Annotated in this window: 24 protein-coding genes; 11 read left to right on the forward strand and 13 right to left on the reverse strand. The window is 69.7% G+C overall.

The genetic code is table 11. The features are described from left to right. The first annotated feature begins 416 nt into the window (after window positions 1–416). Both ACIBG8_RS06865 and ACIBG8_RS06870 read left to right on the forward strand, forming a co-directional pair. Window positions 417–2,051 (forward strand): enoyl-CoA hydratase-related protein, encoded by a 1,635-nt coding sequence (locus tag ACIBG8_RS06865; protein ID WP_397341599.1) that lies wholly within the window; start codon window positions 417–419, stop codon window positions 2,049–2,051. A gap of 39 nt (window positions 2,052–2,090) precedes the next feature. Beyond that, entirely contained in the window at window positions 2,091–3,617 is a 1,527-nt protein-coding gene (locus tag ACIBG8_RS06870) for a helix-turn-helix domain-containing protein (protein WP_397341600.1), read from the forward strand. Window positions 3,618–3,797: 180 nt separating this feature from the next. Here the strand turns inward: ACIBG8_RS06870 and ACIBG8_RS06875 are convergent, their stop codons facing one another. Together ACIBG8_RS06875 and ACIBG8_RS06880 are read right to left on the reverse strand one after the other, a co-directional pair. Next, on the reverse strand, window positions 3,798–4,346 hold the full coding sequence (locus tag ACIBG8_RS06875; RefSeq protein ID WP_397341601.1) for a DUF1697 domain-containing protein: 549 nt from the start codon (window positions 4,344–4,346) through the stop codon (window positions 3,798–3,800). Between the two features lie 98 nt (window positions 4,347–4,444). Beyond that, complete coding sequence (locus ACIBG8_RS06880) at window positions 4,445–4,906, reverse strand: winged helix-turn-helix transcriptional regulator (protein WP_397341602.1); 462 nt, start codon at window positions 4,904–4,906, stop codon at window positions 4,445–4,447. Window positions 4,907–5,006: 100 nt separating this feature from the next. On the opposite strand from ACIBG8_RS06880, the gene ACIBG8_RS06885 reads away from it, so the two are divergent. Continuing rightward, window positions 5,007–5,363 carry a VOC family protein gene (locus ACIBG8_RS06885; RefSeq protein ID WP_397341603.1) on the forward strand — a complete coding sequence of 119 codons (357 nt, stop codon included), beginning with the start codon at window positions 5,007–5,009 and terminating at the stop codon, window positions 5,361–5,363. A 296-nt stretch (window positions 5,364–5,659) separates the two neighbouring features. Next, the gene (locus ACIBG8_RS06890; protein WP_397341605.1) at window positions 5,660–6,712 is read left to right on the forward strand and encodes a tyrosine-type recombinase/integrase; all 1,053 of its coding nucleotides are present in this window, start codon (window positions 5,660–5,662) and stop codon (window positions 6,710–6,712) included. Between the two features lie 242 nt (window positions 6,713–6,954). On the opposite strand, the gene ACIBG8_RS06895 is transcribed toward ACIBG8_RS06890, so the two are convergent. Together ACIBG8_RS06895 and ACIBG8_RS06900 are read right to left on the reverse strand one after the other, a co-directional pair. After that, on the reverse strand, window positions 6,955–7,614 hold the full coding sequence (locus ACIBG8_RS06895) for a response regulator (protein ID WP_397341606.1): 660 nt from the start codon (window positions 7,612–7,614) through the stop codon (window positions 6,955–6,957). Continuing rightward, window positions 7,611–8,777 (reverse strand): sensor histidine kinase, encoded by a 1,167-nt coding sequence (locus ACIBG8_RS06900; protein WP_397341607.1) that lies wholly within the window; start codon window positions 8,775–8,777, stop codon window positions 7,611–7,613. The genes ACIBG8_RS06895 and ACIBG8_RS06900 overlap by 4 nt, the downstream gene beginning before the upstream one ends. Before the next feature lie 153 nt (window positions 8,778–8,930). Between ACIBG8_RS06900 and ACIBG8_RS06905 the strand changes: the two genes are divergently transcribed. From ACIBG8_RS06905 to ACIBG8_RS06915, 3 genes are read left to right on the forward strand one after another with little or no spacing between them, the layout of a single operon-like run. Further along, window positions 8,931–9,431, forward strand: coding sequence for a hypothetical protein (locus ACIBG8_RS06905; RefSeq protein WP_397341608.1), 501 nt, complete (start codon window positions 8,931–8,933; stop codon window positions 9,429–9,431). A 31-nt stretch (window positions 9,432–9,462) separates the two neighbouring features. Further along, entirely contained in the window at window positions 9,463–10,329 is an 867-nt protein-coding gene (locus tag ACIBG8_RS06910) for a haloalkane dehalogenase (RefSeq protein ID WP_397341609.1), read from the forward strand. A gap of 55 nt (window positions 10,330–10,384) precedes the next feature. Beyond that, window positions 10,385–10,771 (forward strand): VOC family protein, encoded by a 387-nt coding sequence (locus ACIBG8_RS06915; RefSeq protein ID WP_397341610.1) that lies wholly within the window; start codon window positions 10,385–10,387, stop codon window positions 10,769–10,771. A gap of 25 nt (window positions 10,772–10,796) precedes the next feature. Here the strand turns inward: ACIBG8_RS06915 and ACIBG8_RS06920 are convergent, their stop codons facing one another. Beyond that, window positions 10,797–11,510 (reverse strand): hypothetical protein, encoded by a 714-nt coding sequence (locus ACIBG8_RS06920; RefSeq protein ID WP_397341611.1) that lies wholly within the window; start codon window positions 11,508–11,510, stop codon window positions 10,797–10,799. Between the two features lie 101 nt (window positions 11,511–11,611). Then, on the reverse strand, window positions 11,612–12,430 hold the full coding sequence (locus tag ACIBG8_RS06925) for an MBL fold metallo-hydrolase (protein WP_397341612.1): 819 nt from the start codon (window positions 12,428–12,430) through the stop codon (window positions 11,612–11,614). 95 nt (window positions 12,431–12,525) lie between these two features. Between ACIBG8_RS06925 and ACIBG8_RS06930 the strand changes: the two genes are divergently transcribed. After that, entirely contained in the window at window positions 12,526–13,122 is a 597-nt protein-coding gene (locus ACIBG8_RS06930) for a helix-turn-helix domain-containing protein (protein ID WP_397341613.1), read from the forward strand. A gap of 20 nt (window positions 13,123–13,142) precedes the next feature. On the opposite strand, the gene ACIBG8_RS06935 is transcribed toward ACIBG8_RS06930, so the two are convergent. Continuing rightward, window positions 13,143–13,397 (reverse strand): helix-turn-helix domain-containing protein, encoded by a 255-nt coding sequence (locus ACIBG8_RS06935; RefSeq protein WP_397341614.1) that lies wholly within the window; start codon window positions 13,395–13,397, stop codon window positions 13,143–13,145. A 52-nt stretch (window positions 13,398–13,449) separates the two neighbouring features. On the opposite strand from ACIBG8_RS06935, the gene map reads away from it, so the two are divergent. After that, on the forward strand, window positions 13,450–14,211 hold the full coding sequence (map, locus tag ACIBG8_RS06940) for a type I methionyl aminopeptidase (RefSeq protein WP_397341615.1): 762 nt from the start codon (window positions 13,450–13,452) through the stop codon (window positions 14,209–14,211). Between the two features lie 42 nt (window positions 14,212–14,253). Further along, the gene (locus ACIBG8_RS06945) at window positions 14,254–15,069 is read left to right on the forward strand and encodes an aspartyl protease family protein (RefSeq protein ID WP_397341616.1); all 816 of its coding nucleotides are present in this window, start codon (window positions 14,254–14,256) and stop codon (window positions 15,067–15,069) included. On the opposite strand, the gene ACIBG8_RS06950 is transcribed toward ACIBG8_RS06945, so the two are convergent. The 4 genes from ACIBG8_RS06950 to ACIBG8_RS06965 form a co-directional block, all read right to left on the reverse strand. Further along, window positions 15,050–16,270: an RNA polymerase sigma factor gene (locus ACIBG8_RS06950; protein ID WP_397341618.1), complete on the reverse strand. Its 1,221-nt coding sequence runs from the start codon at window positions 16,268–16,270 to the stop codon at window positions 15,050–15,052. The genes ACIBG8_RS06945 and ACIBG8_RS06950 overlap by 20 nt on opposite strands. Continuing rightward, window positions 16,267–16,674, reverse strand: coding sequence for a YciI family protein (locus tag ACIBG8_RS06955; RefSeq protein ID WP_397343904.1), 408 nt, complete (start codon window positions 16,672–16,674; stop codon window positions 16,267–16,269). Before ACIBG8_RS06955 ends, ACIBG8_RS06950 begins: the two co-directional genes overlap by 4 nt. 73 nt (window positions 16,675–16,747) lie before the next feature. Continuing rightward, window positions 16,748–17,206 (reverse strand): YdeI/OmpD-associated family protein, encoded by a 459-nt coding sequence (locus ACIBG8_RS06960; RefSeq protein WP_397341619.1) that lies wholly within the window; start codon window positions 17,204–17,206, stop codon window positions 16,748–16,750. Next, on the reverse strand, window positions 17,206–17,946 hold the full coding sequence (locus ACIBG8_RS06965) for a GyrI-like domain-containing protein (RefSeq protein ID WP_397341620.1): 741 nt from the start codon (window positions 17,944–17,946) through the stop codon (window positions 17,206–17,208). Before ACIBG8_RS06965 ends, ACIBG8_RS06960 begins: the two co-directional genes overlap by 1 nt. A 48-nt stretch (window positions 17,947–17,994) precedes the next feature. Between ACIBG8_RS06965 and ACIBG8_RS06970 the strand changes: the two genes are divergently transcribed. Beyond that, window positions 17,995–18,771 (forward strand): MerR family transcriptional regulator, encoded by a 777-nt coding sequence (locus tag ACIBG8_RS06970; RefSeq protein WP_397341621.1) that lies wholly within the window; start codon window positions 17,995–17,997, stop codon window positions 18,769–18,771. On the opposite strand, the gene ACIBG8_RS06975 is transcribed toward ACIBG8_RS06970, so the two are convergent. Together ACIBG8_RS06975 and ACIBG8_RS06980 are read right to left on the reverse strand one after the other, a co-directional pair. Further along, window positions 18,708–19,544 carry an alpha/beta fold hydrolase gene (locus ACIBG8_RS06975; RefSeq protein ID WP_397341623.1) on the reverse strand — a complete coding sequence of 279 codons (837 nt, stop codon included), beginning with the start codon at window positions 19,542–19,544 and terminating at the stop codon, window positions 18,708–18,710. The genes ACIBG8_RS06970 and ACIBG8_RS06975 overlap by 64 nt on opposite strands. 48 nt (window positions 19,545–19,592) lie before the next feature. Next, the gene (locus ACIBG8_RS06980) at window positions 19,593–20,603 is read right to left on the reverse strand and encodes a DUF4037 domain-containing protein (protein WP_397341624.1); all 1,011 of its coding nucleotides are present in this window, start codon (window positions 20,601–20,603) and stop codon (window positions 19,593–19,595) included. Window positions 20,604–20,736 lie beyond the last annotated feature (133 nt).

The raw sequence follows: 20,736 nt of genomic DNA on the forward strand, positions 1-20,736 counted from the left end.
GCAGCTATCCCGACCCGCTGCCCCTGAGCCAACCGGCCGATCACCTCTGCCCGCCGGACAGCCAGCGACCACTCCTCAGCCGAAGCCGTCAGCACACCCAACTCGGCCACACCCGCCACGTCGTCGACCACGCCGACCTCACCACATGTACAGACGAAGAGCGACAGTAGTGCAGAGGACTACAGGAATCGACAGTGATGGCCGTCCTTGTGTACGGCTGTGCGTTCGTCGGGGTGGAGTAGTGCCCCCAAGGGGGCGAGCGTGGCTCCTTACCCTCTGTTGCTGTTCTGGGACTCCAGGTTGCGGGGTGCTCCCCTAGCTGGAGCTCCGTGTTTTTCGGGATATGTCAGAAATCCTGTTGGTTTCGTGTCAACATCGGTGGCTTTAAGGGCTCCCCCGAAACCCGGAGATATGACGTGCGCGTACTGCTGCTCTGTTCTGCTTTCAACGGTCTCAGCCAGCGCGTCTGGCTGGAGCTGCGCCGGGCCGGTCACGACGTAACCGTTGAGCTGGCCATCAGTGACGAGGTGATGGTGGAGGCGGTGGAGCTGGTCTCCCCCGACCTGGTGATCTGCCCCTTCCTCAAGGAGCGGGTGCCCGACCGGGTCTGGCGGGAGTTCAGGACGATCGTCATCCACCCCGGCCCGCCCGGTGACCGTGGCCCGTCGTCGCTGGACTGGGCGATCACCGACGGTGTGGCCGAGTGGGGTGTGACGGCGCTGCAGGCGGTGGCGGAGATGGATGCGGGGCCGGTGTGGGGTTTCCGGCTGTTCTCCGTACCGGAGGACGCTCGTAAGAGTGAGCTTTACAACGGGCCTGTGGCGGATGCGGCGGTGTCGCTGGCGCTGGAGGTGGTGGGTAAGGCGGGCGATCAGGGGTTCGTGCCCGCTGTGCAGGGGGCGGGGCGGGCGCGCCGGGCGATGCGGCATGCCGATCGGGAGGTGTCGTGGGCGGAGTCGACGGAGGTGGTGGTGCGCCGGGTGGCGGCTGCTGATGGTGCGCCGGGTGGGCGGGCGGAGTTGTGTGGGTTGGGGGTGCGGGTGTTCGACGTGCGGCGTGGTCCTGTGGTGCGGGGGGTGCCTGGGTCGGTGGTGGCGCGGTGTGAGGGGGCGGTGTTGGTGTGTACCGGGGATGGGTCGGTGTGGGTGGGTCAGTTGCGGTTGGAGGGTGGTGGGGTGAAGTTGCCGGCGTCGTTGCTGCTGGGTGATCTGGTGGCGGATGTGCCGGAGCGGATGGGGTTCGTGGAGGTTGCTTATGAGCGGGTGGGTGCGGTGGGGGTGGTGGGGTTCGATTTCTACAACGGGGCGATGTCGGCGGATCAGTGTCGGCGGTTGGCGTCGGCGTTGCGTTATGCGGTGGCGCAGGATACGCGGGTGGTGGTGTTGCGGGGTGGTGAGGTGTTTTCGAATGGGATTCATCTGAATGTGATCGAGGCTGCGCCGTATCCGGAGTTGGAGGCGTGGGTGAATATCAATGCGATGAATGCGGTGTGTCGTGAGGTGGTGGAGTGCACGTCGCAGGCGGTGGTGGCGTCGGTGGGGGGTAATGCGGGGGCTGGTGGGGTGATGTTGGCGTTGGGGGCTGATCGGGTGGTGGTGCGGGAGGGGGTGGTGCTGAATCCGCATTATGCGTCGATGGGGTTGTTCGGGTCGGAGTTCTGGACGTATGTGTTGCCGCGTCGGGTGGGGGCTGGGGTGGCGGGGGCGTTGACGGGTGATTGTTTGCCGGTGGGGGCGGTGGAGGCGTTGGGGTTGGGTTTGGTGGATCGGGTGGTGGGTGGGTCTCGGGTGGGGTTTGAGGAGTCTGTGGTGGAGTTCGCTGGTTCTTTGGATGCTGGGGCGTTGGTGCGGGAGAAGCGGGTGGTGCGGGAGCGGGATGAGCGGCGTAAGCCGTTGGAGGCGTATCGGGTGGAGGAGTTGGCGGAGATGAGCCGGGACATGTTCGATGATCGGCGGGGTTTTGCTGCGGCGCGGCGGGCTTTTGTGGGGAAGGAGCGGGCGTTGGTGACTCCCCCGCATCTGGCGGTGCATAGGGCGCTGGTGTCTCGGTAGTCACTGGGGAATCTCATATGTGAGATATGGTCTGCTGCTGTGGCAGACGACTTTCTGGGCAGGATCGGCCGGTTGATTCGGGATGCGCGTCGGCATCGTGGTTGGACGCAGTTGCAGTTGGCGGATGCGTTGGCGACGAGTCAGAGTGCGGTGAACCGGATCGAGCGCGGGAATCAGAACATCAGCCTTGAGATGATCTCGAGGATTGGTGAGGCGCTGGACAGTGAGATCGTGTCGCTGGGGTATGCGGGTCCCATGCATTTGCGGGTGGTGGGTGGGCGGCGTCTGTCGGGTTCGATCGAGGTGAAGACGTCGAAGAACGCGTGTGTGGCGTTGTTGTGTGCGTCGTTGCTGAATGCGGGGCGGACGACGTTGCGGAAGGTTGCGCGGATCGAGGAGGTTTATCGGATTCTGGAGGTTCTGGCGTCGATCGGGGTTCGGGCGCGGTGGATCAACGATGGGGCTGATCTGGAGATCGTGCCGCCTGCCCGGTTGGAGCTGGAGTCGATGGATGACGAGGCGGCTCGCCGTACCAGGAGTGTGATCATGTTCCTGGGGCCGTTGATGCATTTGGCGGATCGGTTCACGATTCCGTATGCGGGTGGGTGTGATCTGGGGACCCGTACGGTGCAGCCGCATATGAGTGCGTTGAAGCATTTCGGGTTGGAGTTGGCGGCTACGGGTGGGGTTTATCACGCTCGGGTGGATCGGCGGGCTCCGGCGCGGGCGATCGTGTTGACCGAGCGTGGGGACACGGTGACGGAGAACGCGTTGATGGCGGCGGCGCGTCATGACGGGGTGACGGTGATCCGTAATGCGTCGTCGAACTACATGGTGCAGGATCTGTGCTTCTTTTTGGAGGAGCTGGGGGTCCGGGTGGAGGGTGTGGGGACGACGACGTTGACGGTGCACGGGGTGCCGGTGATCGATCGGGATGTGGACTACTCCCCCAGTGAGGATCCGGTGGAGGCGATGTCGTTGCTGGCGGCGGCGGTGGTGACGTCGTCGGAGTTGACGATCTGCCGGGTGCCGGTGGAGTTTTTGGAGATCGAGCTGGCGGTGTTGGAGGAGATGGGGCTGGATCATGATCGGGGGGTGGAGTATCGGGCGGCGAACGGGCGGACGCGGTTGGTGGATCTGACGGTGCGTCCGTCGAAGCTGGTCTCCCCTATCGACAAGATTCATCCGATGCCGTTTCCGGGGTTGAACATCGACAATGTGCCGTTTTTTGCGGCTATTGCGGCGGCGGCTTCGGGGTCGACGTTGATTCACGACTGGGTGTATGACAACCGGGCGATCTATCTGACGGAGCTGACGCGGCTGGGGGCGGGGGTGAAGTTGCTGGATCCGCACAGGGTGCTGGTGGAGGGGCCGACGCGGTGGCGGTCGGCGGAGATGATGTGTCCTCCGGCGTTGCGGCCGGCTGTGGTGGTGTTGCTGGCGATGATGGCGGCGGAGGGGACGTCGGTGTTGCGCAACGTGTATGTGATCAACCGGGGGTATGAGGATCTGGCGGAGCGGTTGAACGCGCTGGGGGCGCGGATCGAGACTTTCCGCGACATCTGACGGCCCGCGCGGCTGTCCCGCTCGTTGGGCCCTTTCAGGGCCTTTGTGGGTACGGCGGAGCCGGGAGATGCCCATCCGCCGTTCGTGGCTGGGCTCTGTCCAGGGTGACGGTCCTCGGGCGTGCGTGCCTGGCCGCCGCGACGGCGCTCGTAAGGCCCCGGGTTGGCTTGCCATGGAGCTTCATGGCCGCTGTAGCAGCTCGAGCAATCTTGTCGTGGTGTTCCAGCTGCGGATGGTCATGGACGTGTAGGCCGGTGTGCCCACGATTTTGCTCAGGCGGCTTTTGGTGCGCTGGGCGCTGAGGCGTTGTGAGTAGATCACGCCGTCACCTGCCCAGACTTTGTCCACTCCGTCTCTGGGGTTGAAGACGGGCATGGCGTGGGTCGAGTCGATGCCCATGAGGAAGATGGCGTCGCTGTGATACTGGTCCGGCTGCTCGCCGAAGCCCTTGGGCTTGTTGTCGACAACGGCCTGGAGTTGCCGGCGGGTCAGCACCAGGACCTTGATGAGCTCGCTGTCCAGCCTGAACGCTTCGGGCAGGGCCTTCTCGATCCGCGTCTTGATCTCATCTGCGTGTTTGTCGGAGTCCAGGATCACGTTGCCGCTGGCGATATACGTCGAGACGCCAGCGAACCCCAGGTCTTCCAGGAGCTTGCGCAAGGCGGCCATCGGCACCTTGTTCTTGCCGCCGACGTTGATGCCACGCAGGAGTATCAAATAGGTGTCCATCGTCACTCAGGGTATCCAGCAGGGCGCGGTCATGGGCGCCGGACCCCGGAACGATGATTTTTAGTCCTATGGCTGCCGTGTGGTGCTCGCGAGTGTTCTCAGGCCTTCGGGGGCATGCCGGGGCCGAGTTGTGCCTGGATTTCGGTGGGTTCGTGGATCTGGCCGCAGGTGGCGCAGGTGGTCTGCTGGGTGATGGTGTCGCCGCACGCGGTGTGGGTGTAGAGGATGGGCGGCTCCCCCTCGGTGGCCCATTGGTCGCCCCATTCGGTGAGTGCGATCAGCGCGGGGGCGAGTGCGCGTCCCTTGTCGGTCAGCAGGTACTCGTGCAGCTCCGGCTGCTGGGAGTACCGGTGGCGCTCCATGATGCCGGTCTCGACGAACCCGTCGAGGCGGGTTTTGAGGATGTTGGTGGCGATGCCGAGGCTGCGCTGGAAGTCGCTGTAGCGGGTTGCGCCGCCGAACAGGGCGTCGCGGACGATCAGCAGGCTCCAGCGTTCGCCGATCACTTCCAGGGATCGGGCGATCGAGCACACCTGTGTGTCGTAGGTCTTCCCCAGCATGGGTCCCAGTCTACCTAGGGGCTTGCATGATGAAAGCGTCACAAGCTACGGTCGCTTGCATGATGCAAGTTCGTCTCGTGACACCGAAGGAGATCCCCCAATGACGACACCGAGGCCCGGCAGCATCCTCCTGGGCACCACGCGGCCGGCTGAGCTGCGTGAGTGGTACATCAAGGCGCTCGCGCCGGAGCACCAGGGTGAGGGGCCGATCGATCTGGGCGGGTTCCTGCTGGTGATCGACGGTCGCGACGACGTCGAGGTGAAGAACAACGAGCCTGGGCGGATGATCCTCAACTTCCACGTGGACGACTTCGCCGCCGTGGAGGCGCAGCTGAAGGCGGCGGGTGTGGAGTGGCTCGCCCCTGCCGAGGACCGCACTTCGGGCCGTTTCGGCACCTTCACCGATCCGGACGGGAACTACCTGCAGATCATCCAGTTCAACCAGCCACACCCGTAACCCGCAGGCCTTGCCGTACGGACCACATCCCCCAGCAAGGCGGCCCGTGCGTCCGGCCTCAGCCCGCAGCTACTCCCCCGAAACTCTGCACTCGTGTAGGGCCGCTCACATGCTCGGCACCAGCCCGCCGATTGATCCGGTGAACATTTGGGGATCGGCCGCGAGCATGTCGGTGCGGCGGCCTCCGCAACAGCGGGCCGTTCCGGGCAAGGGGGCGCGCGGCTGGTCAGACGGATTCTGTCGGTGGTGGCGGCTAGGTTGGGCTGGCATCCGATCATCGAGGGTTTGGGGGGACGTTGCGGCCTGCGGAGCTCAACCGGCTGACCGTGGCCGAGGCTGGTGACCGTTACGTGGAGCTGGTGCGGGCCAAGACCCTGACCGGCGCGCTGTCGACGGCCACCGCCGAGGTCTACGCGCGTGACGTGGCCACGCTGATGGATCTGGCCGGGGCCGGCACGGTGCTCGACGACCTGACGGGTGAGGATGTGGACGCGATCCTGCTGGCGTTCGCCCGCAAGCCGGACGGCAGGCGCGCCGAGCCGTCGCAGGGGTTGCAGAGCGCTTCGTCGCAGGCGCGGTTCCGGCGGTCGATCTCGGCGTTGTTCAAGCACGCGACGCTGGCGGGGTGGGTGCAGATCAATCCGATGGCGATGGCGACGGTGACGGCCAAGGAGCGGGGCGGGCTGCGGGCCGAGCGGCGGGCGTTGACGCGGGAGCAGGCGCAGGGGTTGATCGGGGCGGCGCGCGAGCTGGGCAGGCAGGTGCCGGAGCAGGCGGGCAGGCGCGATCAGCGTACCGAGTTGCGTGACGGGCTGATCGTGTTGCTGCTGTCGACGCTGGGACCGCGGGTGTCGGAGCTGGTGCGGGCGAACGTGGAGGATTTCTACACCAACGACGGGGTGCGTTACTGGCGTATTTTCGGCAAGGGCGGCAGGACGCGTGACGTGCCACTCCCCCGTGACGTGGCGGAGGCGTTGGAGGCGTATCTGGCTGAGGGGCGGCCGCAGACGGTGGACAAGGCGTTGTTGTTGTCGTGGCGGGGGCGGCGGCTGGCGCGGGGGGACGTGCAGGCGGTCATCGACCGCGTGCAGCGCCAGGTCGATCCGGACCGGCGGCGTTCGGTGACTCCGCACGGGCTGCGTCATACGACGGCGACGCATTTGCTGGCTGATGCGGTGGACATGGACGCGGTGCGCCGGGTGCTGGGTCACAGCGATCTGTCGACGTTGGGTCGGTACCGTGACGAGCTGCCGGGCGAGCTGGAGGTGGCGATGCGCACCCACCCGCTGCTCCGCGCCCCGAAGACTCCCACTCCCCGCCGCGCGGAGCCTGACAACCCCACCGGGTGACACGACCCACAGCGTGACGCCACCGGATGGCCCCACGCCGCCCGGCCGATCACCCCGGGCCAAGCGCGCCCAGCCGCGCCCAAGGGTGGTCGAGGGGTCGATCCGCCTGCCTCCTGCGATCCCAGTGCCGGGCCCAAGGTGGGGCGGCTCACTTCTGCTGGCCGACCATCTCGACCATGCGTTACGCCAGAAGTGATCGTGTGCCTCGATGAGGGCTGGTCGGTCCGTTGGCCCCGAGATGGTCACGTGGTGGCGTAGCCGTGGGTGTAGGCGTAGCGGATCGCCTGGGCGCGGTCGCGGGAGCCGGTCTTGGCGAAGATGCGGTTGATGTGCGTCTTCACCGTGCCCTCGCTGACGAACAGGGTCCTGGCGATCTCCCGGTTCGACTGCCCGGCGGCGATCAGGCGCAGCACTTCAGCCTCGCGCGGAGTGAGATCCTCGGGGCTCTCCACACCCGGCGCGGGAGCAGCGCGCGACGCGGCCAGCAGCAGCCGTTGCTGCACCTGCGGGTCGAGGATCGCCTGCCCGGCGGCAGCGGCCAGCACGGCCCGACCGATCTCGGCGCGGGTCGCGTCCTTGGTCAGGTACCCCAGCGCCCCGGCCTGCAGCGCACCCAGGATCGACTCGTCGTCGGCGTAGGTGGTCAGCACGACGACCCGCGTGCCTGGATGCCGCTCGGTGATGAGGCGCGTAGCGGTGACACCGTCGCAGCGCGGCATGGTGAGGTCCATCAGCACCACATGCGGCCGCAGCTCGGCGACCCGCTCCACGGCGGCCTCCCCGTCGGCGGCCTGGCCCACCACCTGGATGCCGGGGAGCGTGTCGAGCAGCAGCGCCAGCCCCTCGCGTACGGCCGACTGGTCGTCGGCGACGACCACGTGGACAGGCTCATCGGGCGTCATGCGGACATCCTCGCCGATGCGGGCACTTCAAGGCGCACCCGCCAGTGGTCGTCCACCGGCCCGGCGGTCAGCGTGCCGCCGCACAGGGCGGCGCGTTCGCTCAGCCCGGCCAGGCCGTACCCGGAACCGCTGTCGGCCAGCGCCGACCTGCCGTCAGCGTACGTCGGGAGCGGGTTGGTGACGGTGACGGTCAGCCCGTCAGGGGTGTAGTCCAGGCGGCAGTGGACCGGCTGGCCGGGGGCGTGTTTGCGCGCGTTGGTCAGCGCCTCCTGCACGGCGCGGAACGCGGCCAGCCCGGTCTCGGCCGCCAGCGGCAGGGGCGTGCCGGTGACGTCGAGCTCGGCCTGGTGCTCGCCGCTGAGCGCCGTCACCTGGTCGACGAGCGGCGCGACGTCTTCACGCAGCGCCAGGATGGCGCGCCGGGCGTCGGCCATCCCCTCCCGGGTGAACGCCCCGGCCCGCCCGATGCACTCCAAGGCCTTGCCCAGTTCGGGACGGTCGTCGGGCAGTGCGGCGAGCAGCCCTTCTGCGGCCTGCAGGTTCACCGACACCGCCGCCAGCGAGTGGGCGAGCACGTCGTGGATCTCGCGCGCGATCCGCGCCCGCTCGGCCAGCGCCGCCGCCTCGGTCTCGGCCTGGCGTGCCCGTCGGGTCTCCACCAGCGTCTGTTCGGCTTGTACGGCACGCAGCAGGTAGGCGTGGCGGGTCAGCCCGAACGCCCACATGCCCAGGTAGGCCAGCGGGTAGCCCAGCAGCGCCACGGTCGGCGCCTCGGCGACCAGCCCCGCGACCATGAACGAGGCGGCCGTGCCCGCCACGATCCCGAACGACCTCTGGCTGCCCAGCGCGACCGCGGCCGCCGCGCTGACGACGCAGCCGACCGCGATGGCCGCGCTGAACGGCGACAGTCCCGCCAGCGCCCCCGATCCCACGCCCATCACGGCCAGGCCGGCGACCAGGGCGCGGGGCCGTCCTCGTGACTGCGCCCAGATCGCCCATCCGGCGAGCGACACCGCCAGGGCGCAGGTGACGGCGAGCCCCTGCGTTCCCTGGTCGAGGTGCGGCTGGGCGAGCGGAACGGTGGCCAGCGCCACCACGAGGACCACCAGGCGGACGGCGCGCAGCGCCGGGGGGACGGGCACCCCGGAACGTGATCGCAACACCCCCTCAACGTAACCGCAAACCGCCACGTTCCGCCTCTGCCCACGGGTGGAGGCGGCGGTCTCCACCCGGTCTCTGACCGTGGGTGGACGCGTGACGGGTGGCCCGATTTCTACCGTTGGGACATCGACACCGACCCCCTGAAGGAGCCCGAGATGGACGCCGCCGTTCTCATCCCGAACCTGGTCATCCTGGCCATGGTGCTCGTGTCCGACCTGGGCACGAGGAAGGTCACCAAGCTGCGGCTTTTGCGGCCGTTCATCGCCGCGGCCGTCATCATCCCGTTCTTCCTCCAGGGCGTGGCCACCGGCGGCAACGGGCTGCTGCTGGAGGTGGCCGCCGTGGTGGCCGGGCTGGCGCTCGGGGTGCTGGCCGGGGCGGCGTTCCGGGTCGGGCAGGAGGAGGGGCGGGTCGTCACCCGGGCCGGGGCACCGTACGCGCTGATCTGGATCGCGGTGGTGGGCGCGCGCATCTGCTCCGCCTACGGCGCGGCCCACGTGTTCGGGCCGCAGCTCGGCGCGTGGATGGTCAGCACCGGGATCACGGTCGGCGCGCTCACCGACGCTCTGATCTTCCTCGCCGTGGCCATGCTGCTGGCCCGTACGGCGTCGCTGGCCCTGCGCACGCGGCGCGCCGTGCAACCGGCCACCGTCTGAGACCGCACACGAAGGAAAGGACAGCATCGCCATGAACAGACTCCCACGTCGCACAGTCGACGTCTTGGGCACCTTCATGAGCTACGTCGAGACCGGGGCCGCCGACGACGGCGGCGGGCCCGTGGTGTTCCTGCATGGCAACCCGACCTCGTCCTACCTGTGGCGCGACGTCATCCCGCACGTGGCCGACCGGCACCGGGTGCTGGCGCCCGATCTGGCCGGTATGGGCGCTTCCGGGCCGATCACCGATGGTGGTTACCGGTTCGCCGACCACGCCCGCCACCTGGACGCCTGGTTCGACGCGGTCGTCCCGGAGGGGCCGGTCACGCTGGTGCTGCACGACTGGGGGTCGGCGCTGGGCTTCCACTGGGCGCACCGGCACGCCGAGCGGGTGCGCGGAATCGCCTACATGGAGGCGATCGTCCAGCCGCGGCTGTGGTCGGACTTCCCCGAGGGGCGTGACACGCTGTTTCGCGCCATGCGCGGGCCGGAGGGGGTACGGCTGTGCCTGGAGGAGAACTTCTTCGTCGAGACGGTGCTGCCCAAGAGCGTGTTGCGCGCGCTGACGCCGGAGGAGATGGACGCCTACCGCGCGCCGTTCACGACCAGGGAGTCGCGGATGCCCACCCTGGTGTTCCCCCGGGAGCTGCCGATCGACGGCGAACCCGCTGATGTGGCGGCGATCGTCGAGGAGTACGGGGCTTGGCTGAGCCGTTCGCCGGTGCCCAAGCTGCTGGTGTCGGCCAGGCCGGGAGCGATCCTCATCGGGCGGGCGCTGGACTTCGCCCGCACCTGGCCCAACCAGCGCGAGGTCGAAGTAGCAGGCATCCACTACGTGCAGGAGGACTCCGCCGACGAGATCGGCTTGGCCGTACGGGAATTCCTGGCCTCGTTGTAGCGGCGCTGAGCCCGGCGGGAGGTGTCGGTGCCGGGCTCTCGTAGACTGCGCGGTCATGACTGAACGATGGCCTTTCATTCACCACGTGACCTTCATCGCCTCCGACCTGGAGGCGAGCACGCGCTTCTACACCGAGGCGCTGAAGCCTCTGGGTGTCGTCGGGCAGGCGGCTGACGGCGGGGCGGAGTTCTGGGAGGAGGACGTGGACACCCCGTCCTTCGGCCTGTACCCCGCAGGAGATGCCACGGTCACCCGGGGTGCGCACATCGCGTTCACCGCCCGCGACCGGGCGGCGGTGGACGCTTTCTACGCGGCCGCGCTGGCGGTGGGCGGCACGTCCCGGCACGAACCCCGGCTGTGGCCCGAGTACGGCGCCTATTGCGCGTTCGTCGACGACCCGGACGGCAACAACATCGAGGCGGTGTACAAGGAGCAGGCTTAGAGCAGCCTTCAGACGAGGTCGGGTTTCACCGCGATCCAGGCGCGAAGCCGTTCGGTGAGGGCTTGGTCGGGCAGGCGGGGGCGGCTGCGCTGATGAGGTTCTTGGCCTGGCGCGCATCGCCGGGAGGTTGTCCGGGCTCAGGATGCGGGGAACGCGTGCCTGGTCGAGGGTGATCGGGAGGGCGTCGAGGCAGTCGCGGACGATCTGGTCCGCGGGTCGGCAGCACGTCGCCGAGCTCGGCGGCGTAGCCGTGAAAGAGGGTGGCGACCCGGATGGCCGTCTCCCCGGCGGAGAACGCGCCGTCCTGGTGGGAGCGGCGAACGGCCCACAGGTAGAGGCGGGTGGCGGGGAGGCGTTGATCGGCGTTGCGGTGGATCGTGCGCTCGATCTGGAGGAACATCCCCAGCCACCAGTTGGCCGCGTCGCCGGCGTCGGGGCGGTGCCGGTCGCTCCAGGCGAGGCGCCGCTCGTCGGAGGCTTGGAGCAGGTGCCTGATGCGCTGCTGATCGACGGCCACGTCGGTGATCACAGGCCGCGAGGGGGCGGTGATGTGGTCGACGTGGCCGTCGGTGACCAGGAGGTGAACCGCGGTGTCCGGCTGCCGGTACTCCCGGTACCCCGCGTTCGTGCTCGGTTGCTCGATGAGGTCGACGCCGAGGTCGGCCAGCGCGGCCCGCAGATCGGCGAAGCTCAGCGACGCCTGCAGCGGGCCGTACCTCTCCCGGATCGGCCCGGCCACGACGTCAGGTCCTTCTGGGCTGCAGGTGTGGTCGGCGCCCAGGACCGAGCCTTGTACGACGACGTCGATCGCGAACTCCAGCTTGACCAGCTCCGCCCTGGTCAGCCGATGGGTGGGGCGAGGTATTCCAGGGTGTAGCCCTCGCCCGAGGGGGTGACGCGGGCGATGCCGGGTGAGTCGAGGTGGGCGCCGGCCACGAAGTGGTCCGGCCGGCTCAGCCGTTCGAGCAGGGCCGCCCGTGCGGCGCGGGCCTGGGACTGGTCGCCGTCCAGCTCCCACGACACCTTCGGCTGGTCGAACTGGAGCGTGGGAACGTGGACGGTGTCGCCCCACGCCAGAAGGTGGCCGGTGCCGCTCCTGACGTCGTAGACGGTGTGGCCGGGGGTGTGGCCCGGGGTCGGGATCGCGGTGACCCAGTCGTTGATCGCGACCTTCTCCGACACCGGGACGACCCGGTCGCGGATCGGCGCGAGCCGTCCGGTGAACACCGAAGTGTCCCCAGCGCCGATCCAGACGCGTTCGAGTTTGGTGAACGCCTCCGACCCGTCCGGCGTGATCAGCCCGCTCACGTGGTCCTCGTGCTTGTGGGTGATGGCCACGTCGGTGATCTGCGCGCGGTCGATTCCCGCTTCGTCGAGCGCGTCGTAGATCAAACCCATGGTGGGGTCGTGCCAGACGTTGGACGCGCCGGTGTCGATGAGCACCGACCGGGTGCCGTCGGTGACGAAGAAGGCGTTGACCGCCAGCCGCAGGTTGTCGCCGGCCAGCGGTACGGCGGCCGGCAACTCGGCGAGGGCGCATCCGTCCTCGTCGCGCAGCCGGGTCGGCGGCATGTCGATGTAGCCGTCCCGCAACGCGACCACCCGCAGATCGCCGAACGCGAAGCTGGCATGGTGGCGGCCACTCGAGATCAAACGCATGAAACCCTCCACAGTGTCTCCGATAGAAGACTAAATCTTCTTTAGAAGAAACCCTACACTGTGGGCAGCGAGGTAACCAACGATCGAGGAGCACGGTGGTCGAGCAAGACGAGAACGCGGCCGGTGACGACCTGGCGGGCGCGTTCGGGGGGAACGTGCGGCGGCGGCGCGAGGAGGCGGGTCTGACGCTGGAGCAGCTGTCGGTCCAGTCGTCGGTGAGCCGGGCGATGTTGTCCAAGGTCGAACGCGGGGAGAAGAGCCCGACGATCGGCGTCGCGTCCAGGATCGCTCATGCGCTCAACGCGTCGCTCTCGGATCTGGTGGGTGCGCCGGCGGGCGCCGGGTCCGGGGTGGCCATCGTCATGCGCAGGAAGGCCCGGCCCGTCTTCCGCGACCCGGAAACCGGCTTCGAGCGGCACATCGTGTCAGCGGCTCCGGGGGCGGGCGGGTCGGAGATGATCATGCATTACCTGCCCGCGCAGGTCTCCACCGGGCTGCTGCCCGCCTACCCGCCGGGTACGGAGAAACAGCTCGTCGTGCTCGCGGGCACTCTCACCGTCGCGATCGGCGGGATCATCGAGACGCTGGAGGCGGGCGACTCCCTGTTCCTCCAGGCCGACACCGACCACGGCTTCGCCAACCGGACGGACGCCGCCTGCGAATACATCATGGTCATCTCACGTAGAACCTGATCGGCCGCAGCGCGCAAGGGTCAGCTGTGGACGGCCGGGGTGAGGCGGAGGGCCAGCTGGTCGAGGGAGACGCCGAGGACGTCGGCCAGCGCCGCGATGGTGAAGAACGCCGGCGTCGCGATGCGCCCGGTCTCGATCTTGCGGAGGGTTTCGGCGGACATTCCGGCCGCCGTGGCGACCTCGACGATGCTGCGTCCGCCGCGGGCCTGGCGCAGCAGGGTGCCGAGGCGCTCGCCGCGCCGGCGTTCGTCGGGGGTGAGCGGAGGTCGGACCATGACGCCACCCTACCAAGCCCAAGCCAATAGTAATACCGGTATAGTTATCGGCATGGTTGAGTTCAAGACGGCCTCCGAGGTGGAGGCGATGCGTGCGGCGGGACAGGTCGTGGCCCAGGCGCTCAAGGCGGCCAAGGAGCGCGCCGCGGTCGGGGTGAGCCTGGCCGAGCTGGACGAGGCGGCCGCCACGGTGATCGCCGAGGCGGGCGCGAAACCGGCGTTCCTGCACTACCACCCGGGTTTCGCGCCCACCCCGTTTCCGGCGGTGATCTGCGCGTCGGTGAACGACGTGATCGTGCACGGCATCCCCGGCGGCTACCGATTGCGCGACGGCGACGTGCTGGGCATCGACTGCGGCGCCTACCTCGACGGCTGGGCGGGCGACTCGGCGATCACGCTGATCGTGGGAACGCCGCGGCCGCGGGACGTGGAGCTGATCGAGGTGGCCGAGCGGGCGCTGGCCGCGGGGATCGCGGCGGCGGTGCCGGGCAACCGGATGGGCGACATCGGTCACGCCATCGCGACCACAGCCGAGGGCTACGGCCTGCCACCGGACTTCGGCGGCCACGGAATCGGCCGCCGCATGCACGAAGACCCAGCGGTCCCCAACCGTGGACGTTCCGGGCGGGGCATGGTGTTGCGTCCCGGGCTGACACTGGCGATCGAGCCGATGCTGGTGATCGGCGGCGACGGCCGGTATTACCCGGCGGCCGACGGGTGGGCGCTGCACAGCGTGTCCGGCCAGCGCGCCGCCCACGTCGAGCACACCATCGCCATCACCGACACCCTCCCCCGCATCCTCACCACCCTCTAACCTTCTTCGGGGGGTACGGCGGAGCAAGCGAAGGATGGATGCATGGCGACTGACCCGCTGAGCGTGCCGCTCATTGTTGAGCCTGATCCCGACTACCCCGACTGCGCAACGATCTTGGTTGACGGTGTGATCGCGGGCTTGCCGCACCGGTTCGTCCTGGACACCGGCACAGCCCGCACCCATGTCACCGCCGACGACTACACCTCGACACTCCCCAGCCACGCCCAACATCAGGCGACAGGGGTGTTCGCTTCATGCGGCCAGGATCTGGTCATGCTCCCCTCGGTGTCCCTCGGGCCGGTCACCATCCCAGACCTCGAAGTCACCCGCGCGCCATCCAGCCGCAGCCTGCTCGGCATGGACGTTCTGGGATCGGTCGCCCTGCGATTCGATTTCCTTCGCGCCGAGCTTTCGATGGCCGCGTCGGGCTCGTTCCCGACGCGTTGGCCGCTGGAACGAAGCCCCGGGGGCCACCCCTTCATCGACGTTGTCTGGCCTGGTACGACCGGTCGCGCATGCTGGGACTCCGGTGCCGGCATCACCGTCGTGGACCGGGGTTTCCTCACCGAACACAGCGACCTGTTCCAACCCATCGGGACAGCCACCGGCACCGACTCCACCGGGACGCAGGTGGAAACCGAGCTGTATGTGATGGCCGAAGCCCGTGCCGGGGACGCGATCCTCGCCCCGACCACGGTCGCGGCAGCTGATCTGCCTCGAACGAATGGCCGGATGGATCTCACCCTCGGCTATCCGGCGTTGTGCCAGGCCGACTGGGTTCTGGATTTTCCCGCGAACCGGTGGAGCGCGACCCCGAGCCAGACGGCCGACATGGCCCTCAGGGATCGGGCGGGGTGAGACGGGCGGCTCTGGCGTGTAGGTAGCGTTGTTGCGGCAGGCTCAGTGTGTGGGCCGCCGCCTGGCGGTAGGAGGCTGCCGCTGCGGTGGTGTCGCCCGCCATCTCCTGCAGGTGGGCGCGTACTGCGGGTACCCGGTGGTCGCCTGCCAGTCGCTTGTCCCCCTCCAGCTCCGCCAGCCGTTCCAATCCCGCCACGGGTCCGCGGGCCATGGCCAGGGCCACGGTGTGGTTGAGTGCCACCACCGGGTTGTCCGACAACCCCAGCAGCACCTCGTACAGGGCGCAGATCTGCGGCCAGTCCGTCTGCTCCCACGTGGGCGCCTCGTCGTGCAGGGCTGCGATGGCGGCCTGCAGCTGGTAAGGCCCGACAGGGCCGCAGGGCAGAGCTTGGGTGACCAGGGCTACGCCTTCGGTGATGGCGGTGGCGTCCCAGAGGGTTCTGTCCTGTTCCGCCATGGGGATGAGCGCCCCGTCGGCGGCGGTGCGGGCGGGACGGCGGGCGTCGGTGAGCAGCATCAGCGCCAGCAACCCCGCCACCTCGGAGTCGCCCGGCAGCAGCCGGTGCGTCAGGCGCGCCAGCCGGATCGCCTCCCCCGACAGGTCCGCCCGGTACAGGCTCGGCCCCGCCGTACTCACATAACCCTCATTGAAGATCAGGTAAAGGACATGCAGCAGCGCCGCCAGCCGCGCCGGGCGTTCCTGCGGCGAGGGCAGGGCGAACGGCTGCCCGCTGTCCCTGATGGACTGCTTGGCGCGGGTGATGCGCCGGGTCATGCTCGCCTCGGGCACCAGGAACGCCCGCGCCACCTCCCCCGTCGAAAGCCCGCCCACCGCGCGGAGCGTCAGGGCGATCTGCGAGGACGGCGACAGGCTCGGATGGCAGCACATCAGCAGCAGGATCAGCGTGTCGTCCACCCCCGAGACCGACTCCGGCGCGGGCAGCACCAGGGCGCGGGTCTCGCGTTCGCGGCGGGACTGCTCGGCGCGCAGCAGGTCGGTCAGCCGCCGCGAGGCGACCGTGATGAGCCACCCGCGCGGATTGTCCGGCACCCCGCGCGAAGGCCACTGCTGGGCGGCGGCCAGCAGCGCCTCCTGCACGGCGTCCTCGGCGGTGGCGAAATGCCCGTAGCGGCGCACCAGCGCGCCGAGGACCTGCGGCGCCAGCGGGCGCAGCAGGTCCTCCAAAGCCGGGTGGGTCACAGGTCCAGCTCGGCCGCCGAGTCCATGATCGGCCGCACGTCGGCATAGGCGCGGGCGGCGGCCTGCGGCGGGACGGGGCACTCGCCGAAGCGGGCGGCGATCTCGGTGGCCCGGTCGAAGCTGTCGACCTCGACGATCCAGTACCCGGCCAGCACCTCCTGCGTCTCGGCGTACGGGCCGTCGGTGACGACGGGCGCACCCTCGCGCGTGGACAGGCGGCGGGCGTGGACGGGCGCGGCCAGGGCGCGGGTTTCGACGAGCTCGCCGGAGGCGGCCAGGTCGTTGTTGAGCTTGGTCATGAAGGCGTGCATGGCGGCGAAGTCGTCAGCGCTCCAGACGGGCTCGCCGACCGTCTTTCCCGACATCTCGTCGTAGTCCTGCTGCGAGGCGAAGGTGAGGATCATGTATTTCACGGTGTTTCTCCCTGAAGTGGTGTCCGACACAGGAGACGTCGGAGCCGCGGTCCGTGACCGGACATCACCGTTGTTTCCTTCCCGACTCCAGCAGGGCCACCACTTCGGCGATGCGCTGGGCGCGCAGGTCGGGGTGGCGTTTGGTGCCGTCGATCCAGCGCAGGTAGGCGCGCCGGTAGAACTGGGCGAGCCCGTCGAAGAACGCCCCGGCGGCCGGGCTGGCCTCCAGCGCTGCGGCCAGGTCGTCGGCCAGGTCGGCCCGCTGCGGCCCTTCCGGCGCCAGCACCACCTCCACCTGCGTGCCCGGCTCCAGCCCGCCCGGCGTCCACGAGGGGCCGAGCAGCAGCCCGCGCTCCCCGTCCAGGGAACCGATCACGGCGCGGACCCGGGCGCCGCCGACGGTGCCGTTCACGTGGTGCACGGGTTTGGGCCCCCAGACGGCGTCGGGGTCGAACGGGACGGGGATGAACATCCCGCCGCGTTCGCGCGCCCGGCCGCGGGTGGTGTAGGTCTGTTCGCGCATCAGGTCACCTTCACCATCAGGTCGGTACGCAGCAGCTCGGGCGGGGTGGTGGCGGGGTCGTCGAGGTAGACCTCGCGGATCGGCCCGGCCACCTCAAGGCCGCGCTCGGCGCACCAGGCCAGCAGGGCGTGCGCGGTCAGCTGGATGTGCTCATACGGCCCCTGGTGCGTGGCGCACGCGAACCTGCCGCCCGCCAGCAGCTCGCCGTCGGGGGCCGGGGCGGTGACGCGGACCACGATGGCCTCGTCCAGGTCGAGCGGGAACAACCCGACCAGCCCGGCGCCGTGCCCGGCGGCCAGCAGCCGGGTGACCGCCGCGGTGGTGGCGCGGCCCAGGTCCAGCGGCCCGTCGGCCGGTTCCCGCTCGGTCACCACCCGGGTGTCGGGCACGGTGAGCAGCCGCACCTGCGCCCGGGGCAGGCCGCCGTCCAGGATGCGGCCCAGCGCGGCCAGCGCCGCGGCCCGCCGTACCAGCTCGGCCTGCAGGTCGGCGTGCACCCCGGCCAGCGCCCCCTCATCACCGGCCAGGACCTGCGCGATCGCGGGCAGCGGCACGTCCAGGGAACGCAGCAGCCCGATCGCCAGCGCCTGGCGGGCCTGGGCGGGGTGGTAGAAGCGGTATCCGCTGTCGGCGTCGACGTGGGCGGGCGGCAGCAGGCCCAGCTCGTCGTAGTGGCGCAGCTGCTTGACGCTCAACCGGCCCAGCCGGGCGAAGGCCCCGATGGGCAGCAAGTCGCTCATGCCCACCAGTTTGCCCCTCACGTAGGGGGAGGGTGCACGCTGGTGGGCATGAGTCTTTCCGTGGGGCAGGTGGCGCGGCTGGCCGGGGTGACCGTGCGCACGCTGCACCATTACGACGAGATCGGCCTGCTGTGCCCGGGCGAGCGCAGCGGGGCCGGGTATCGCCGCTACACCGACGCCGACCTGGAACGGCTGCAGCAGGTGCTGTGGTACCGGGAGCTGGGTTTCCCCCTGGAGGAGATCGCGGCGATCCTGGACGAGCCGGGCACCGACGCGCTGACGCATCTGCGCCGGCAGCACGAGCTGCTGCGCCGCCGCATGGACCGGCTGGGCGACATGGTGGCCGCGGTGGAGCGGGCCATGGAGGCGCGGATCAACAACATCACCCTGACCCCGCAGGAGAGGTTCGAGGTGTTCGGCGACTTCACGCCCGAGGACTACGACGAGGAGGTGGAGCAGCGCTGGGGCGGCACCGCCGAGTTCGAGCAGAGCCGCCGCCGGGTGGCCTCCTACACCAAGGACGACTGGCTGCTCCTGCGCCAGGAGGCGGAGCAGCTCAACGGCGAGCTGGTGGAGGCGATGCGGGCGGGCCTGGAGCCCGGCAGCGACCCGGTGGTGGAGCTGGCCGAGCGGCACCGGGCGCACATCAGCCGCTGGTTCTACGACTGCTCCTCCGACATGCACCAGTGCCTGGGCCGGCTGTATGTGGAGGACGAGCGGTTCACCCAGGCCATCGACGCAGCCGCGCCGGGCCTGGCCGCCTACCTGGCGAAGGCGATCAACGCGGCGGTGACCTCTTCGGGGCGTTCCAGTGGCGGCAGGTGACCGGTGTCGGGCAGGTCGACCCGTCGCGCCCCAGGAATGCCGTCGGTGAGCAGGTCGGAGACGGTCTGGATGTCGGGGACGTCGGCCAGCCCGTTGATGACCAGGGTGGGGGCGGTGATCTCGCCCAGCCGCTGGTTGGCGGCCACCTCCCGCTCGGTGGCCGCCGGCGCGGTCCACAGGCGTTGGAACACCAGGCGGGCCATCTCGTTGGCGTCGCGCCACACCTGCTCGCTCAGGTCGGCCCGGGTGCGGGAGGGACCCGCGACCTGCCACAACACGTGCGCGGCCGCGAACGCCTCCACATCCTCGGCGGTGGGGGGCGCGGACTTGGTGCGGTAGGCGGCCAGCCGGTCGGGGGCGATGGAGGAGTGCACCATCTCGCGCGCCTGGGCCAGCATGCGTTCCGGCCACACGTGCCCGGCGAGCCCGGAGGAGATCAGCACCAGGGCCTCGACCCGGCCGGGGGCGGTCAACGCGGCCTCCACGGCGCGCGAGCCGCCCATGGAGGAGCCCACCAGCGTCGCCCGCTCCACACCGAGCGCGTCCATCACACCCAGGAGGTCTTCGGCGTGGGCGTAGTCGCCGAGCGCGTCGCCGGACTCGCCGTAGCCGCGCCAGTCGTAGCGGATCACCCGGTGGGTGCGGCGCAGGGCGTCGAACTGGTGGTTCCACAGCCTGCGGTCGGCGCCGGCCCCGTGCACCAGCAGCACTGCGGGGCCGCTGCCCGCCTCGTCGTAGGCGATCTTGGCGCCGTTCACCGCGATGGTCGTCATGCCCGCCAACCTAACCCCGGAGGCGGGCCCCGACGGGCGCGTTCGCGATCAGCTGAGGCCGAGGGCTGCGGCGGTCACGGCGCGGCGGGCCGCCAGCCGTACCAGGAGGGGGACGCTGTCGCTGAGCTGGTCCACGCACCCCAGCGGCGGCAGCGCCGCGATGGCGGGGTCGCTCACCTCGGCCATGAGCGCGTCGGCGAAGCGGTCGCCGCCGATCACCTGGAAGGGCCGGTCGTAGAAGGGCCGCACGTGCTCGTCCTGCGCGGCTGACAGGGCCATGCGGTTGTGCAGGGCGGCGAGGCGTTCGTAGGCGGCGCACAGGCCCTGTTCCCGCTCGCGCCAGCCGTGCGCGGAGGTGGCTTCCTGCAGGCCTTGGACGAGTTCGAGGGAGCCGGGCAGGCGGGCCAGGGCGCTGCCGAGCCATTTGGCGTAAGGGGGGTAGCGGCGGCGCAGCAGCAGCGCCAGGCGCATCACCTCGCGGGCCAGGCGGGCGCCCACCACCGCCGAGCCGAGCTCGTCGCCGACCTCGCCGCACCGGCCGGGGAAGTGCTCCTCCTCGGCGATGCGCCGCCACTGGCAGGCCAGCACGTAGCGCCACACGTCGCCGGGATACCAGCGCAGCGCCGCCCTGGCCGCTTCCAGCTCGCCGAGGCCGTCGTGGAAGACCTCGCCGCCGGTCACCTCCACCAGGCTCTGCCAGGAGGCCGACAACCAGTCCAAGGTGGACACCCCGCCGCGCGGGTCGAACCCCAGGCGTTGCCGAAGCCAGGACCCGGTGTCGGTCACCGCCACGCCGGGGCGGACGCTGCCGTGCTGGTCGAAAACGGTCGGGTAGCCGCAGAACCGCTCGGGGAGGGCGGCGGTGAGCCGCTCGCTCACCTCGGCGACGCGGTGCGGCTCGACGAACACCAGGACGCGCGGCCCCCAGTCGTGATCGGCCGATCTTTCCGTGTCGAACTCCAGGACCTCGCTGCCGGGTCCGATGAGCGCGGCGCTATGGGGCAGGCGGGCGGCGAGCGGGCCGACCACCTCAGCGTAAAAAGCCCTAGACAGCTGCAAACCAGGAACAAATCCAGATATCACTCCGTCAACTCTGCCTGAGCGCCGTCTCCTTCTCATCCCAATTTCGGGCGGAGGTCCCAACAGGGGGGTGCCGCTCTTTTGGGGGTACGGCGGGGCCGGGGGACGCGCC

The organism is Nonomuraea sp. NPDC050556, assembly GCF_044457355.1.
Taxonomy (GTDB): Bacteria; Actinomycetota; Actinomycetes; order Streptosporangiales; family Streptosporangiaceae; genus Nonomuraea.

Coding starts and splice junctions, on each gene's coding strand:
- ACIBG8_RS06875 (WP_397341601.1), bottom strand. CDS start 4,346: ATGGACACCTATTTGATACTCCTGCGTGGCATCAACGTCGGCGGCAAG.
- ACIBG8_RS06880 (WP_397341602.1), bottom strand. CDS start 4,906: ATGCTGGGGAAGACCTACGACACACAGGTGTGCTCGATCGCCCGATCC.
- ACIBG8_RS06885 (WP_397341603.1), top strand. CDS start 5,007: ATGACGACACCGAGGCCCGGCAGCATCCTCCTGGGCACCACGCGGCCG.
- ACIBG8_RS06895 (WP_397341606.1), bottom strand. CDS start 7,614: ATGACGCCCGATGAGCCTGTCCACGTGGTCGTCGCCGACGACCAGTCG.
- ACIBG8_RS06905 (WP_397341608.1), top strand. CDS start 8,931: ATGGACGCCGCCGTTCTCATCCCGAACCTGGTCATCCTGGCCATGGTG.
- ACIBG8_RS06910 (WP_397341609.1), top strand. CDS start 9,463: ATGAACAGACTCCCACGTCGCACAGTCGACGTCTTGGGCACCTTCATG.
- ACIBG8_RS06915 (WP_397341610.1), top strand. CDS start 10,385: ATGACTGAACGATGGCCTTTCATTCACCACGTGACCTTCATCGCCTCC.
- ACIBG8_RS06925 (WP_397341612.1), bottom strand. CDS start 12,430: ATGCGTTTGATCTCGAGTGGCCGCCACCATGCCAGCTTCGCGTTCGGC.
- ACIBG8_RS06935 (WP_397341614.1), bottom strand. CDS start 13,397: ATGGTCCGACCTCCGCTCACCCCCGACGAACGCCGGCGCGGCGAGCGC.
- map (WP_397341615.1), top strand. CDS start 13,450: ATGGTTGAGTTCAAGACGGCCTCCGAGGTGGAGGCGATGCGTGCGGCG.
- ACIBG8_RS06945 (WP_397341616.1), top strand. CDS start 14,254: ATGGCGACTGACCCGCTGAGCGTGCCGCTCATTGTTGAGCCTGATCCC.
- ACIBG8_RS06955 (WP_397343904.1), bottom strand. CDS start 16,674: ATGATCCTCACCTTCGCCTCGCAGCAGGACTACGACGAGATGTCGGGA.
- ACIBG8_RS06960 (WP_397341619.1), bottom strand. CDS start 17,206: ATGCGCGAACAGACCTACACCACCCGCGGCCGGGCGCGCGAACGCGGC.
- ACIBG8_RS06965 (WP_397341620.1), bottom strand. CDS start 17,946: ATGAGCGACTTGCTGCCCATCGGGGCCTTCGCCCGGCTGGGCCGGTTG.
- ACIBG8_RS06970 (WP_397341621.1), top strand. CDS start 17,995: ATGAGTCTTTCCGTGGGGCAGGTGGCGCGGCTGGCCGGGGTGACCGTG.
- ACIBG8_RS06975 (WP_397341623.1), bottom strand. CDS start 19,544: ATGACGACCATCGCGGTGAACGGCGCCAAGATCGCCTACGACGAGGCG.